Here is a 14,761-nt window from a genome sequence, read left to right on the forward strand (position 1 = left end):
TGAGGGGGAGCATTCCTAACACCCATGATTAGCCCTGCGCACTGTTCTGTAACTTGCTTTTCGCCAAATACCTCGCTGTTTTAGCTCAGTTTTGACCTCTTCTATGCTGAGGCCACCTAGCTCTAGGGCAATCGCACTCAAGGGCTTGCCGTTCTTCCAAGACTTCTTGAGCATATCGATCTCGCGCTCACTTAGCTGTGCTACTCTTTTTACGTGCTTGCTTTCTTTATCCACCTGCGCATCCGCGCTTGTGTTGTCTGGCTTGCATTCCTGTTGTTTTTTTGGTGCGAACGGCGTCGGGCCCATGCCGACTTGATAACCCAACAAAATACGGAGACTCTTTTTGCGGCTCGGATGGGAAAGGCGATCAAGGCCCTTTGCCTCTATCTGGCGAATACGCTCGCGCGTCACGCCGTAGATTTGGCCGATTTCCTCGAGGGTCATCTCAGTGTCTCGCCCTATACCAAAACGCATCCGGATCACATCAGCCTGACGTTCCGGCAGATCAGCCAGTGCGTCTGCCACGATCCTTTCGGATTCCGCCTGGTCGAAGACATCCACTTCCGAGGGCTCGGGCAGCAGGTTGTCCCAGTCGTCTAGGCTTGCGGGATATTCGGCTTCACGCGGAATACCGCGGAACTGTCTGACCTCGTCGATTGTCCATTCCAGCTCTTCGGCAAGTTCGTGGTCGGAAACGGCACCACCGACCCGAAGGTCCAGCCTCTCCAGGGCGCGATCGAGTTTGGTGATCTTCTCGTTCCGATGCACGGGGATGCGGATCGCCGTGCCTTCATCAGCGCGCCATCGCGTGATGGCCTGTCGCATCCAGTAGGTGGCGTAGATGAGGAAGCGATAACCACGTTCGGGATCAAATCGCCTAGTGGAACGCTGAATACCCATGAAGGCGACCTGGAAGACGTCCTCTGGGTCCTCGCCTTCATCGACGTTCCGCGAGGCAAAACGCCGGACGTAAGGCAGATGCTCGCGGATCAGGTGTTCGGTAGCAGATTCGGAGATCAGTATTTCGGCTTCCAGCTGACTGGCCTCGGCTTGGCACGCCGGGAACTGTTCCAGTCGGCGGACCAACTCCTTGTGGAATGCCAGCGAAAGTTCCAATGCCTCGAGCGCAGCAAGTGCCTCTCTTCGTCGTTTGCCGTCCATCACCCGGCCGGTGGTGTGCCATGACCTAAGGGCTTCCACGGCGGCCATTACCTCTGAAGTCTCGGCATGGCCCGGGCGCGAGGGAATGATGGTTCTCAGGGAGACCGATCTGGGGTCTCGCTCCCCGTCGCGGATGCTGTCCAAGACGTCGAGGATCGTTTGGACGGCGGTCTCGGAGCCCAAGATACCTAACTGGAGTTCCTGCTTGGCCCGCATCATTGGCTCAAGCAGTTGCAGCTCTTCTGATTTCTCCATGACGAATCGCTGTGTGCCGGGCAGCCGCGTCCGCCGTGTAAGTGCTGCCTCGATCGCGTCAGCGAGGTCGTCGGACGAAGTGTCCGGGGCAGAGTCCCAGAGAACCGCATCATGCCCCGGCACCTGATCAAGGTTGAATCCCGCTGCTTCCAGGTTGCGCAGGAGGTTGGTTCTCAGTTCCTCGAGATCACCATTCCCTTCGCAATTGGCGACGAGGCGGTCGATATCGTCGAGGGAGCAGTGTCCCTTTGCCAGAATTTCTTCCGCCCAGTTGCAGCAGAGGTCCGGGTCGATCGACATCCGCGTGCTGGTCTGGACTACTGCTCGTTTGACCGATTGTCGGCCGCGGTTCCGGACCTGCAGGAAGTCACTCTCACCACCGTGATTGGTCGGCACCGCAGCGCCGGAACCAATGCCCTCTCCGGCGATCGGTGCGGGTGAGAGATCAAGTTCCCAATCAGCGGCCTCATCATCCAAAACTGCCGGCGATGAGTTAAGGACAGCGACGAATGTTCCTGAGGCCGTCTGGTTTGCAGTCTTGTCGAAGAATTCTTCCGGTTCTTCTTCGGCTTCGAAACTCAGTAGATCCTCGAGTTCTGCCATCTGCACCGGATTGCCTGATGTGGCGCCATCTCTTGCAAGCTCGACGGGGGGCGATGGCTCTGAATTTGGCAAGGAATCCGGTAGGGCATTCTTGAGCGGTTCAGTTTGTCCTCTGGGGCGGTCATGTATGCCAAGTCTATGGAGTTCAAACAGCACTGCACCGGGTGTCAGAACTCCTCCAAATGACCTTGCGATCTCGCTGGCACTTCGACCGTCCGACCACATCTGTCTTAGAATCTCGATTCTCTCGCCAGTCCAGAATGTACCGGCGTGCCATTGACTCAGCGTTTTGGGGTGAAGCTTCTGCGACCGCTGTTCATCGGAATGAGTGAAAGGCCCGGGCGCGGGTTCGTCAGGTTCTTCCGGTGGGTTCGAAAGGTCGTCGGATTCGACGAGTATCTGTTGGTCTTCTGGTGAATCTACACCGGGGCGCGGTTTGTTCAGCATTCCGAGACGAAACAGTTTGCTGAGGACGGCATTGCGACTTACGCCACCCAGCTCTCGCGCGATTTGACTTGCGCTCTGGCCTTCGGCCCAAAGTGCCTTGAGACGCTGGACCCGCTCGTCCGACCAAGACGAGTTCGAGCTCCCGTCGCGTGCCCTTCGAACTGCATCATCTCGCGGCGATCCGCCTGAAGTCGAAGATGTCGCCCTGGAAGCGCCCTCGGGCGTAGCTGCGTTCATACCGGCATTCGGAATCCCTCGAACACCTTGAAGCTGTTCCGGCTGTAGCGGTTCGCCAACAAGCGAGCACAGAAGTTGCGCGGCGAGACTGTGTCCCTCTGCGAAAGCGATGTCGGCGGGTGTTTGCCGTTCATTATTCAGGGCCCGGGGATCGGAACCCGAACGAACAAACAAATCACAAAGCACAAGATTTCCAATGCGTGCTGCGATGTGGAGCGGTGTGTCCCCCTTTGCGTCCGTGGCATGAAGACGTGGAGATGCAGCGAATTGCGCCAAGCTGTCCACCGCCCCCTCTAGGATCATGCGTACTTCAGACGGCGCCAGCGGTCCTCTATCTTCACGCGCATCAGTCTGAGTTTCCCGACCGTTTGGCTCAGCGGGCCCTCCTTCACGAGGAGCCGCACCGTTCTGCGCTACCGCTACAATGCGAGCGGAACCGGGTGGCTCGGCGGGTTTCTCCGAGCGTCGATCCGGGATCGGTGGGACGCGGGCGGGGTCGGCAGAATGACGTTCTTGTTCAGGCTCCGCTTGAATGCCACGCCCCAAGAGACGGGAGATCCTATCCATGAACTTCATGGACTGCCTCGCTGTTGAGAAGCACGATCTGTTGATCCTGCGGTCTTCTGGCAGACGGGTCGGTATCGAGCCCGAGCCGTCTCAGCGCGTAGTATAGAAGCGCGCGCCGGACCTTGATCTTGGCCTTGCCGTTATACATTCCATAGTCGAGAGCGATGACCTTCGCCTGCGTTTCCGAGAGTGCGGGGTGGGGCCCGACCTCAAGCGTGACCTCGGAATGCCAGTCACGGTCGTCGTCGGACGACGCTTCGCTTTCGCGCGAGCCGCGGATGTCGAGGATCCGGGAGAGTAGGAAGTCCTTGAAGCAATCGTCGGTCATGCAGAACGCCCGTGCATGCCAGCGGAACCCGTCGAACCCGATGGCGTGCGGAGCGATCCAGCGCCAGCGGGGCTCGGGGCCAGACAGAGACTGATACTTGACTTCGATCGCTTCGGACCCGCGGATGGCGCCGACGACCGAACGAAGCGTCGCCGGATTCACACCGCGCACGGGCGTTGGAGCGGCCGCATAGGGCGGAAGATCGGCGATCCAGGAATCCTCACGGTCGAGGATGCCGTCAGCTACCGACCGCAGCTGGGTCAGGTAGCGGCTTGCGTCAGGCTCGAGGAACTGCGGCGTGAACCCGGGACCACGGACATAGGTCCGCGCACTCTTGTCGTAGACCATGTTGTCCGGCGCGAAGCCGATGTAGCGGTTCAGGTCGGTGGACGCCTGGTTCACCGAGACCCCGAACTGGTCCATCAGATCGCTGCGGTTCACATGTCCCTCCCAGAACAGGCGGAACTCTATGAATTCGAGGCGCTGCTCGACGCCCCAGCGAAGTTCCGACCTGTCGTTTTCCATCACGCTCTCCCGGCTCGGGCGATGCGCACGATAACTATGCGCGCCCATTTACTGGGCTTGTGCCGAGGCTAGCCGAGCCGGGAAGGTGGCGCAATCGAAATGCGGGCACTGTCAGAAGGATTCCGGTTGAGACGGGCAGGGCGTCCTCGTAGCCTCGGAATATGAGCAAACCTGACCCGTTCAAGGGCTTTCACAGCAGCCCTGAAATCATCCGCCTTGCGGTGATGCTGTACGTCCGCTTCCCATTGTCACTCCGGAATGTCGAAGATCTACTCCACGAGCGCGGTGTCGATATCAGCCACGAGACGGTGCGGTACTGGTGGCACAGGTTTGGTCCCATGTTTGCCTCCGAGATCCGAAAGCGCCGGATCGAAGGGATGAAATCGAGCCGCTTGCGTTGGCACCTCGACGAGATCTTCGTGAAGATCAACGGCGAGCGGCATTACCTCTGGCGGGCCGTCGATCACGAGGGGGAGGTTCTTGAGAGCTTCGTCACGAAGACGCGTGACAAGCGGGCAGCGTTGAAATTCCTCAAGAAAGCAATGCGGAAACATGGTCAGCCCGAGGTCATCGTTACGGACAAACTCCGATCCTACGGTGCCGCGTTGAAGGAGATTGGCGCGGGACACCGGCAGGAGACGGGTCGCTGGATGAACAACAGGGCGGAGAACTCGCACCTACCATTCCGACGACGGGAGCGGGCGATGCTCTGGTTCCGGCGCATGCGAAGTCTTCAGAAATTCGCCGCCGTCCACGCCGCCGTCTCGAACCATTTCAACCAAGACCGCAGCCTCAGCTCACGTCAAAATTTCAAGGCCAACCGGGCCGCCGCTCTCGCCGAGTGGCGTGCTCTCTGCGCCGCATAGGGGACAGTGCTACTGTCCTTACGTAGACTGGTTCTGACAAAGCAGCGTACCACGAGTTGCCATCTGGGAAGACGCTCACCATGGGCTGGGCCGTAGGTTCAGAGGCATTCTTGTGACGTCCGCGACGGGGGGCAACGGAAACCGTCAAATTCATCGTCAGCGACACTCGTGGCGTCGTCGACACGCCGCTCTACTGAGGGCGCAGTGCCCCTCTCGGCGTCCCAACAGAAGGGGTGATCTGCAGATAGGACCCGTCTCGCGTGGGAGGGATGATTTCGGGACTTTTGATAACCGGGTAGGCTGCGACGGGTGAGACAAGCATACAGATTGAGGAACTGGCCAGTTCAATGAAGGTTTAGGCGGCTATCGACTTCAACGGCAATTCTTAGCGCCATTGTGCCTCAGAGCCATGATAGGGGCGTTGACCCCGGCGCATGACAAGCCGAAGCTGTCCGAATTGCTCAGCGCAAGGCGGACACGTAGAGCCGGGGGGCGGTGGAATGTCTAAATCCAACGAACTTAAGAAAATTCAGACGCAAGGCGTTCACCACATCACGATCATCGGGGCCGATCGCCAGACGTCTATCAATTTCTGGGAAGGTGTTCTGGGTATGCCGCTGATCTTTGATCAGCCGAACCTCGATAACCAAAATGAGGGGCATCTGTATTTCGATCCTGGAGATGGCCGGCTGATCACGATCTTCACCAACGAAGAACGCAAGCCAGACGATACGCCCGTGCCAGAGGCGACCGGCTCGTTGCACCACCTCGCACTGAACGTCAGTCAGGCCACATTCTGGCAGGTCGCCGAGCGTCTCGACGCACGCGGTGTGAAGCATTCCGGTCCGGTGGATCGCGGTTTCATGGATTCAATCTATTTCCGCGATCCGCTCGGGCTGCGGCTTGAGCTTGCAAGTTACAGGTTTGTGCCACCCGAGGGCTGCCGCCACGCGGACGTGATGATTGAGGCGCACAGGATACGCGTGGCGCGTGGCGATCACCATATCGATCGCGAGCATTTGGCAGATGCAATCGAGTTGCTTGTCGCGCGTCGGCAGAGCTCGCTGTCTGACGACAGATCCCCGCGCAAGTCGTATTGAGGGTTGTTCAAGAGAAACTCCGCTTGATAAAGGCATGGTGGTTTCGTCACACTGCGGGATGCCGAAAGACACTCGATTCACGTGTTTCCGGGTCGGTCATGAAATCATCCGCTCCCCGGTCCAGCGTTTCCAAAGTCCGAGGCTAGAGAACCGTTACTGCGCGTGTCCTCCGAACAGCGCTTCTTCGGAAATCTCCATGCGCGCAACCAGCAAGCTGCAATCCAGGCTGTCGCTGAGGGATGTCGTGACCGAGCCCATCAGCCAACGTGCCATCGCGCCCTGTTTGTGATGCCCGACAACAACCAGATCAGCTGAGACTTCCTGTGCGACGCTCTTGATAGTCTCGGCCGCCGGGCCCCTTTCCAGACATACCTCGGGGTTGAACCCCATCCGGACCAGGCGCGCGGCACCCTCATCGAGGGTCTTCTGGACCTCGTCTGTTCTGTCAGGTGTAACGTAGACTGCATCGCCAACCCCGGCGAATACCTCAGGCCCGTGTTCCACAACAGCCAGCAGAACCACACGTGCCCCACAAATCTGGGCTAGCCGCGCTCCCTCGCGCAGCGCCAGGCGTCCCTCCAGAGTTCCATCATACGCCAGCAAAATAGTGCGATACATGATACCTCCGGCATGTTGAAGTGTAATCGCCTCGCTTTGGTTAGGAGCGCTTGGCTCCGCTCCCGGGAACCCTGCGCGAATGATGCTGGGCTGTAGAGGCTGCGCGACGAATGTCTCCAAATCGAACTATAGAACCAGTCGATGAATTCGCCTAATGCGATTTCGGTCCGGGGTCTCGTCAGGCGAAGCTAACTTGAAGCGGGGCAGGGTGCCGACTAGCGTCAGCCCTTGACCAAACCCTAGGTTTCAATCGCGTCAAGACATCGCCCGAAATCATGCGCCTGACGGTAATGCACTGCGTCCGTGTCCCGCTGTCGCGCCGCCACGTCGAAGATCCGCTGCACGAGCACGGTATCGACATTAGCCACGAAACGGTTCGATTTTGGTGGGATCAGTCGGGTAAGATGCTTGCCTCCGATCGGGAAATGCTGCGTCACGGGCATGCGATTGCCTTCTCAAACTGGACATAGAAAAAGAGCGGGCATGAAAGCCCGCTCGAACCGTTTACTCAAAGAAAAGTGTGGGGCTAACTCGTTAAAGCAGTGCGCAATCACTGCGCGGTCGCAGGCTTTGCTGCTGCGGCGACGGTTTGAGTGGTCTGCTTGGCAGCAGCAGTCACGACCTCGGTGCTTTTTTTGACTGCGGCCTTGGTCTCTTCCGACAGGTCATTGCCAGCAGCGGCGAGCAGTTCCATCGTTTCCGACTGAACCTTATGGGCGATCTCGGCATAGGCGGTCAGGGTCGCGGTGGACGATTCAGTGAGGGCCGAGGCGAAGTCGGTGATCGCCTTGGCGTAATCGGTCGGCTGATCCTTGACCTCGGCAAGGACGCCGACCTTGGCCAAGGTGTCCTTGGTGAATTTCGAGGTCAGTTCGGTCGTCTTGTCAGCCGCGTCGAGATAGACATGCGTTAGTTTCTCGCCCAGAGCGACCCGGCTCTTAAGTGCGTCTTTAATGAGCGCGGGGTCCATGGAGAACGGGCCCATCATGTCTTTCATCATGGTGGTAAAGTCCTGGGTCTTGGCCATTGGAAAGTTCCTTCCTCTGAGGTGCCCGCCGATGCTGGCGGTATCAACTACAGGGATGAGAGTGAATGCCGCAGCGCGGCATTTCAAGTGAATTTTCTGCGACGCAGCGAACGCTTTGTCCTATGCGGACGGCTCAATTTGTGTAGGGATTGGATTGAGAGGATCGTCGCGTTCCGGCCTCCGTTCCCCAACATCGGGGTGATCAACCTTGGTCGGCACGTGGCTGACATTTGGTCAGGCGTCCGCCCGACTTTGTTCGAAAAGCCGTGTCAGCAGGACGGTATCGCTATAAAGGCACTGTCAGAAAAAACCTAACTTGAGGAGGGCGGGGCGGTTTCATAGCCTCTTGGGATGACGAGAAGCTCTCCCTTCCTCTATTTCAAGAAGAGCCTTGAGATCATCCGCTTGGCAGTGACGATGTATGTATGGTTCCCGCGATTACTTCGCAATGTTGAGGACACGCTGCACGAATGAGGCATCGAAATCGGCCACGAAACGGAGCGGTTCTGGTGGCATCGTTTCGGACCAATATTTGCCTCCGAGATCCGGAAGCGCCGTGTCGAGGTTATGAAATCGAGCCACTGAAGGTGGCATCTCGATGAGGTGTTCGCAAAGATCAACGGAGAGCGGCACTACCTTTGGCGTGCGGTTGATGACGAGGGAGAAGTCCCGGAAAATTTCGTCATCAGGGCGCGGGACAAGAAGGCTGCACTGAAATGCTTAAAGAAAGCAATGAAGCCTTATGGCCGCGCCGATATATTCGTGACGGACCAGAGGCGCTCCTTCGGTGTCGAAATGAACGTGCTCGGGGTAGCGAACCGGCAGAAGAGAGGTCATTAGCTCAGCAATCAGGCCGAGAATTCGCGCCGCGCATTTTGATCAAGAGAGCGGGTGATGCTCGGCTTCCGTCACATGTGAAATCTTCAGAAATTCTCCGCCATCCACGCTTTGGTTTTGAACCACTTCAACCAGGAAGGCAGCCGCTCCGGCCAACCCCGTTTCAAAGCCAAGAACGCCGCAGCTCTTGCCGAGTGGTGCGGTCTGCACGGAATAAGGGACAGGGCCGCTGTCCAAGCAGAGACTAGTTCGAATATGTCTGCCAGCACAGCCATCCTTCTCGAAATCGATGCTCTCGAACGCGGCACTGGCTGTCCGCTGGCAGGCGTTTGCCCAGTGCGAAAGGCTTCAGTCGCGTTCCCTGCTGAAAAACCGGAACATTCCGTTGCGCCGGATGTAGTCGGCGTAAGCGACATAGGTCGGATCTTTCATCAGGTGCCGCTCCTCGGTGATGGCGCGGGCGTAGTAGATCAGGTTCACCCCGGCCATCAGCGCGCAATTCCTAAGCGCCGTAAGAAGCGAGCCATCCTGCGGAATGAATGGGATCGCGATCAGCCACCAGAACATATTCTTGAACACGTAGGACGGGTGCTTGGTCCAGCGGTAGGGGCCGTTCGTGATGATGCCGCGGTGGGTCAGGTTCGAGAAGCGGATGCCGAAGGTCAGCGCCGTCCATGCCCAAAGTGTCTTCAACACGATGATCGCCGCGGCCCAAGCGATATAGAGCGGCTCATTGTCCCAAAGCCAGGCGCCCCAACTCCAGTCCTGATTGTAGTCAAGGTAGCCGCCATAGACCACGGTCCAGAACGGCGCATAGCACATCACGGTCACGACCCAACCGTAGAGGGTCGGCTCGGTGCTGCGGATATTCGTGCCCAAGGCGCGCAGGGTGAACATGTATCCGGCGGCCGCGATCGTCAGATCAAGAAACAGCATCCCCGAGTAGAGGAACGAATAGACCGCCTGCGAGGGGCGCATGCTGTCGAAATCGAAGTCGCGCAGGCTCTGGATTTCGTTGCTCAGATACGAGTACATCAACGGCAGGAAATAGGCCTTCACCAGCCAGCCGAGCAGGAAGTTGCGCTCATCTCTCAGTGCGCCGGGGCGGAGCGTCAGGATCTTGTCGCCGACCGACCAAAGGGAGTCCTTCGGGTCTTCCTGATGCATGTCGACCAGCGCGACATAGGGGATCGAGACCGCGAGAAGCGCCCACCAGAATGTCTCCACGAGCCAGAAGAACGGCGCATAAAGGGCTTGGCCATAGACAGGAAACAGCCAGTAAGACAGGCCGATCACGCCGAAGATCGTCCATAGACCGACCAGCTTGCGCAGCGTTCTCGACAACGAGATATCGCGCCGGGCGTAGTTCATGCCGATGCCAGGGGCGAGGTGGCTCTTGTTGAACACGATTTCTGCGAAGGCAACGGGGGCGGCAAAGATCGCGATATAAAGAAGCGCCGCCGCCGGGCCATGGGCAACCGGGCGCAGCCAGAAGGTCACAAGTATGCTGACCGTCATTCCAAGGATCACCGCCAGCATCGTCGCATTGGTGCAGACGGACTGGGGCGGGGCGTCCCCGCGCGAGATGGCTTGGTCTTGCAAAGAAAACGTCATGGAATAACCGGCTATGTCACAGCGTCAACTAGGCCACAGTCGTAGCAGCGACACAACAGGATTGCGCGTCTTGGTACTCTCTCACGGCGGCAGGTGTGTCCTGCAAGCGCATCTTGGCGCGAGGCATTGGTTCGGGTGCGTGCGCAGGGTCAAGCGTTCAGGCTGGCAAAATGCGCTGTTGCGCGTCATAGCTAACCAACCCCAAGTGTCGCAGAGTTGAGATGCCGGAAACTGGACTGATAGCGGAAGTTTTGGACGGGATCGGGCTGCGCTCGGCGTCATTCATCGTCACGGTTTATGGCGACGTCGTGGTCCCGCGCGGCGGCGTTCTGTGGACGGGTACCCTGATCGATATCTGCGCTGGCGTTGGCATCAGTGAATCGCTCGTGCGTACGGCCGTCTCGCGGCTTGTCGCGGCGCATCGGTTGCGTGGCGAGCGCGTCGGGCGGCGCAGCTACTATCACCTCGATGCCTCGGCGCATCAGGAGTTCGAGCAGGCTGCCGTATTGCTCTTCGGTCCCGAGATCGAGACCCGCGGCTGGCAGATCCTGCATGCGCCTGATCTGAGCGAGGACGCGGCGCGGCTGCAGCGCATGGGGCATATGGGAGGGCAGGTGTTCATCCGCCCCGACCGAGGTCAGCCCGTGCCGGAGGGCGCGTTGGCGTTCCGCGCCCTCGATCCCGAGGGGATCGAGCGTGTCGCCCATTTCTGGGATCTCTCCGCCTTGCAGGAGCGCTACCTCGACATGATCGCGCGGTTCGCCCCGCTGGATCTGGCACTCAAGGATGGCACCTTGTCGGATGAGGCGGCCCTGACGGCGCGCCTGTTGCTGGTACATGTCTATCGCAACGTGATGCTCCGTGATCCGCGCTTGCCGCGGAATGTGCTACCCTCCGACTGGAAAGGGCAGGAGGCGCGGGCGCTGTTTCGCAGGCTCTATCGCCATCTTTCGCCCGCCGCCGAGCGTCACATCGCGGCGCGGTTCGAGGGGGTCGATGGCTATCTTCCTGCGCAAACCGCCGCAAGCGAAGCGCGCATTTCTGGACTCTGGTGACCTAACGTAATGATTTTGAAAGATGTTTTTTGCGCGCCTTAAAACATCACGCAGATGGCTATTTTTTTACTTTGTGTGTGATGCTTTGCGCGCTATAAATCGACCAACCGGTCGGTGAATTAGGAGAATCGCCGCCCGTCAGGGAACATCAGGGAGGAGCTTGGATGCGCGAGGCATTCATTTGCGATGCGGTCAGAACACCCGTCGGACGCTACGGCGGTGCATTGGCGCAGGTCCGCGCAGACGATTTGGCGGCGATCCCGCTCAAAGCACTTATGGAGCGTAATCCCGGCGTCGATTGGGCCGCGGTGGACGATCTGATTTTCGGCTGTGCCAACCAGGCGGGCGAGGACAATCGCAACGTCGGGCGCATGGCGGTGCTGCTGGCGGGGATGCCGATCGGTGTTCCGGGCACCACGGTGAACCGGCTCTGCGGCTCGGGGATGGATGCAGTCGGCATGGCCGCGCGCGCCATCAAGGCGGGCGATTGCGACTTTGTCATCGCTGGCGGCGTCGAGAGCATGACCCGCGCGCCCTTCGTGATGCCTAAGGCCGAAAGCGCCTTTTCGCGCTCGAACGCGGTCTATGACACCACTATCGGCTGGCGCTTCGTCAACCCGAAGATGAAGGCGCAGTTCGGCGTCGATTCCATGCCGCAGACCGCCGACAACGTCGCGCAGGATTTCGGCATCAGCCGCGCCGATCAGGATGCTTTCGCCGCACGTAGCCAGGCCCGTTGGGAGGCCGCGCAGAAGGCTGGCGTGTTCTCGCAGGAAATCGTTCCGGTGACGATCCCCCAGAAAAAGGGCGATCCGATCGTGTTCACCACCGATGAGCACCCGCGCCCCGGCACCACCGCCGAGACGCTGGCCAAGCTGCGCGGCGTGAACGGCCCCGAGCTGTCGGTGACCGCAGGCAATGCCTCGGGTGTGAACGACGGTGCAGCGGCACTGGCGATCCTGTCGGGCGAGGCGGCGAAAGCCCACGGCCTGACGCCGAAGGCGCGCATCGTGGCGATGGCCGCCGCGGGCGTCGAGCCGCGCATCATGGGCATCGGCCCGGCTCCGGCGGCCAAGAGGGTTCTGGCCCGCGCCGGCATGACCATCGACCAGATGGACGTGATCGAATTGAACGAGGCCTTCGCCAGCCAGGCGCTGGCCACGCTGCGCGACCTCGGTCTGCCCGACGACGCGCCGCATGTGAACCCCAATGGCGGTGCCATCGCCATTGGCCATCCGCTTGGCATGTCGGGCGCCCGGCTTGTCACTACGGCCATGTACCAGCTCCACCGCACCGGTGGGCGCTACGCGCTGTGCACCATGTGCATCGGCGTGGGGCAGGGCATCGCCATCATCATCGAACGCATCTGAGAGGGAGGAGACCAATCATGTATGCTCAACTCGTGAGTGCCGAAGGGGCAAAATCCCGCGAGGATATGACCCCCGAAGAGAACGCTTTCCAGGATCGCATTGACCGGGGCGAGAAGATCGAGCCCAAGGAATGGATGCCGGAAGGCTACCGCAAGACGCTGATCCGCCAGATCGGCCAGCACGCCCACAGCGAGATCGTCGGCCAGCTGCCCGAGGGCAACTGGATCACCCGCGCTCCGACGCTGGAGCGCAAGGCGATCCTGCTGGCCAAGGTCCAGGACGAGGCGGGCCACGGCCTCTACCTCTACTCGGCCGCCGAGACGCTTGGCGTGTCGCGCGACGAGCTGCTGGACCTGCTGCATGCGGGCAAGATGAAATACTCGTCGATCTTCAACTACCCGACGCTGAACTGGGCCGATATCGGCGCGGTCGGCTGGCTGGTCGATGGCGCGGCGATCATGAACCAGGTGCCGCTGCAGCGCACCAGCTACGGCCCCTACAGCCGTGCCATGATCCGCATCTGCAAGGAAGAAAGCTTCCACCAGCGTCAGGGCTACGACATCCTGCTCAAGATGTGCCTGCAGGGCACCGAGGACCAGAAGGCGATGGCCCAGGATGCGATGAACCGCTTCTGGTACCCGGCGCTGATGATGTTCGGCCCGTCCGACAAGGACTCGGTCCACAGCGCGCAGTCGATGCAGTGGAAGATCAAGATCAACACCAATGACGAGCTGCGTCAGAAATTCGTCGATCAGACCGTGCCGCAGGCCGAATACCTCGGTCTGACCATCCCCGATCCGAACCTCAAGTGGAACGAGGAAAAGGGCGGCTACGATTTCTCCGAGCCGGACTGGTCGGAATTCTTCGCCGTCATCGCGGGCAACGGCCCGTGCAACGCCGAGCGGATGGAGGCCCGTGTGACCGCCTGGGAGGATGGCGCATGGTTCCGCGAAGGTCTGATGGCACACGCCAACAAGCAAGCCGAGCGCCGCAAGGCCGCCCGTCACGCAGCCGAGTAACTCACTGGGCGCGCTGCGCCCACCCCTTCTTGTTCAGCTTCGGGAGGAAGCAACATGTCCAGCGAATGGCCCCTGTGGGAAATCTTCATCCGTGGTCAGCACGGCCTCAACCATCGTCACGTCGGCAGCCTGCACGCGCCGGATGCCGAGATGGCGATCCGCAACGCGCGTGACGTCTATACCCGCCGCAACGAGGGTGTCTCGATCTGGGCGGTGAAATCGAACGACATCACCGCCTCGGCACCCTCGGACAAGGGGCCGCTGTTCGAGCCGTCGAACTCCAAGGTCTATCGTCACCCGACCTTCTTCGACATCCCGGCCGAAGTGGGGCACATGTGATGGGCGCCGCGGTGGCAGCGGTCGATCGGGCCGCCTTTGTCGAGTGGCTGGAAAGGGTTGGCGACAATGCGCTGGTCCTGGGTCACCGGGTTTCGGAATGGTGCGGGCATTCGCCCGTGCTGGAAGAGGACATCGCGCTTGCCAACCAGGCGCTTGACCTGATCGGGCAGTGCCAGCTTTGGCTGGGTCTGGCCGGCGAGGTCGAGGGGCAGGGACGCAGCGCGGACAACCTCGCCTATCTGCGCGATGCGGCTGCGTTCCGCAACGTGCTGCTGGTCGAGCGTCCCAACGGCGATTTCGGCCAGACGCTGATGCGTCAGTTCCTGTTCGACGCCTTCCACATCGAGCTCATGCGGGCGTTGAAAGCCTCCTCTGATCCGCGCGTGGCAGAGATTGCTGCGAAGGCGGAGAAGGAAGTGGCCTATCACCTCGAACGTTCGGCCGATCTGGTGATCAGCCTGGGCGACGGCACCGAGGAAAGCCGCAACCGGATGCAGAAGGCGCTGAACGTGCTGTATCCCTACACCGGCGAGATGTTCCACGACGACGCGACTGACAAGGCCGTGGCCGAGGCCGGGATCGCCCCGCTGCCCTCGAGCCTGCGTGCGGCGTGGGACGCGACCGTGCGCGAAGTGCTCGAGGCGGCAACGCTGACCCATCCGGGCGAGACCTATCAGCACGGCATCAACGGGGCAGGCGGCGGCAAGCGCGGCGTTCACTCGGAATACCTGGGATATATCCTGGCCGAGATGCAGTTCCTGCAACGCGCCTATCCCGGCGCCGTCTGGTAACG

At 60.2% G+C, this 14,761-nt stretch carries 13 protein-coding genes and 1 pseudogene; 8 read left to right on the plus strand and 6 right to left on the minus strand.

Annotation, left to right across the window (positions count from 1 at the left end):
• Window positions 1–15 precede the first annotated feature (15 nt).
• A complete protein-coding gene (locus tag N3C64_RS08620) occupies window positions 16–3,279 on the minus strand; it encodes a sigma-70 family RNA polymerase sigma factor (RefSeq protein ID WP_311201874.1) in 3,264 nt (1,087 codons plus the stop codon).
• On the minus strand, window positions 3,263–4,123 hold the full coding sequence (locus N3C64_RS08635; RefSeq protein WP_260013948.1) for a BrxR family helix-turn-helix transcriptional regulator: 861 nt from the start codon (window positions 4,121–4,123) through the stop codon (window positions 3,263–3,265). The genes N3C64_RS08620 and N3C64_RS08635 overlap by 17 nt, the downstream gene beginning before the upstream one ends.
• A 161-nt stretch (window positions 4,124–4,284) precedes the next feature.
• On the opposite strand from N3C64_RS08635, the gene N3C64_RS08640 reads away from it, so the two are divergent.
• Together N3C64_RS08640 and N3C64_RS08645 are read left to right on the plus strand one after the other, a co-directional pair.
• Complete coding sequence (locus N3C64_RS08640; RefSeq protein WP_260013949.1) at window positions 4,285–4,989, plus strand: IS6 family transposase; 705 nt, start codon at window positions 4,285–4,287, stop codon at window positions 4,987–4,989.
• Between the two features lie 500 nt (window positions 4,990–5,489).
• Window positions 5,490–6,089 (plus strand): VOC family protein, encoded by a 600-nt coding sequence (locus N3C64_RS08645; RefSeq protein ID WP_260013953.1) that lies wholly within the window; start codon window positions 5,490–5,492, stop codon window positions 6,087–6,089.
• A 153-nt stretch (window positions 6,090–6,242) separates the two neighbouring features.
• Here N3C64_RS08645 and N3C64_RS08650 read toward each other — a convergent pair whose 3' ends face one another.
• From N3C64_RS08650 to N3C64_RS08660, 3 genes are all read right to left on the minus strand, one after another.
• Entirely contained in the window at window positions 6,243–6,707 is a 465-nt protein-coding gene (locus tag N3C64_RS08650; RefSeq protein WP_260013955.1) for a universal stress protein, read from the minus strand.
• Window positions 6,708–6,946: 239 nt separating this feature from the next.
• Window positions 6,947–7,150 (minus strand): hypothetical protein, encoded by a 204-nt coding sequence (locus tag N3C64_RS15270; RefSeq protein WP_375546105.1) that lies wholly within the window; start codon window positions 7,148–7,150, stop codon window positions 6,947–6,949.
• A gap of 107 nt (window positions 7,151–7,257) precedes the next feature.
• Window positions 7,258–7,734, minus strand: coding sequence for a phasin family protein (locus tag N3C64_RS08660; protein ID WP_260013957.1), 477 nt, complete (start codon window positions 7,732–7,734; stop codon window positions 7,258–7,260).
• A gap of 351 nt (window positions 7,735–8,085) precedes the next feature.
• Between N3C64_RS08660 and N3C64_RS08665 the strand changes: the two are divergent.
• Window positions 8,086–8,769: pseudogene (locus N3C64_RS08665) on the plus strand (IS6 family transposase); the annotation flags it as partial.
• 150 nt (window positions 8,770–8,919) lie between these two features.
• On the opposite strand, the gene N3C64_RS08670 reads toward N3C64_RS08665, so the two are convergent.
• On the minus strand, window positions 8,920–10,185 hold the full coding sequence (locus N3C64_RS08670) for a methyltransferase family protein (protein WP_260013963.1): 1,266 nt from the start codon (window positions 10,183–10,185) through the stop codon (window positions 8,920–8,922).
• A 221-nt stretch (window positions 10,186–10,406) separates the two neighbouring features.
• On the opposite strand from N3C64_RS08670, the gene N3C64_RS08675 reads away from it, so the two are divergent.
• The 5 genes from N3C64_RS08675 to paaC all read left to right on the plus strand — a co-directional run bounded on the left by N3C64_RS08675 (window position 10,407) and on the right by paaC (window position 14,759).
• Window positions 10,407–11,240, plus strand: a complete 834-nt coding sequence (locus N3C64_RS08675; RefSeq protein WP_260013976.1) for a PaaX family transcriptional regulator C-terminal domain-containing protein — start codon at window positions 10,407–10,409, stop codon at window positions 11,238–11,240.
• A gap of 164 nt (window positions 11,241–11,404) precedes the next feature.
• Window positions 11,405–12,610, plus strand: a complete 1,206-nt coding sequence (pcaF, locus tag N3C64_RS08680; RefSeq protein WP_260013978.1) for a 3-oxoadipyl-CoA thiolase — start codon at window positions 11,405–11,407, stop codon at window positions 12,608–12,610.
• A 17-nt stretch (window positions 12,611–12,627) separates the two neighbouring features.
• Window positions 12,628–13,629, plus strand: a complete 1,002-nt coding sequence (gene paaA / locus N3C64_RS08685; RefSeq protein WP_218630922.1) for a 1,2-phenylacetyl-CoA epoxidase subunit PaaA — start codon at window positions 12,628–12,630, stop codon at window positions 13,627–13,629.
• Window positions 13,630–13,683: 54 nt separating this feature from the next.
• Window positions 13,684–13,968: a 1,2-phenylacetyl-CoA epoxidase subunit PaaB gene (gene paaB, locus N3C64_RS08690; RefSeq protein WP_218630923.1), complete on the plus strand. Its 285-nt coding sequence runs from the start codon at window positions 13,684–13,686 to the stop codon at window positions 13,966–13,968.
• Window positions 13,968–14,759 (plus strand): 1,2-phenylacetyl-CoA epoxidase subunit PaaC, encoded by a 792-nt coding sequence (gene paaC, locus N3C64_RS08695; protein WP_218630924.1) that lies wholly within the window; start codon window positions 13,968–13,970, stop codon window positions 14,757–14,759. The genes paaB and paaC overlap by 1 nt, the downstream gene beginning before the upstream one ends.
• Window positions 14,760–14,761 lie beyond the last annotated feature (2 nt).

Origin of the sequence: Sedimentimonas flavescens (genome assembly GCF_025154035.1) — a bacterium.
Classification (GTDB): Bacteria; Pseudomonadota; Alphaproteobacteria; order Rhodobacterales; family Rhodobacteraceae; genus Rhodobacter; species Rhodobacter flavescens.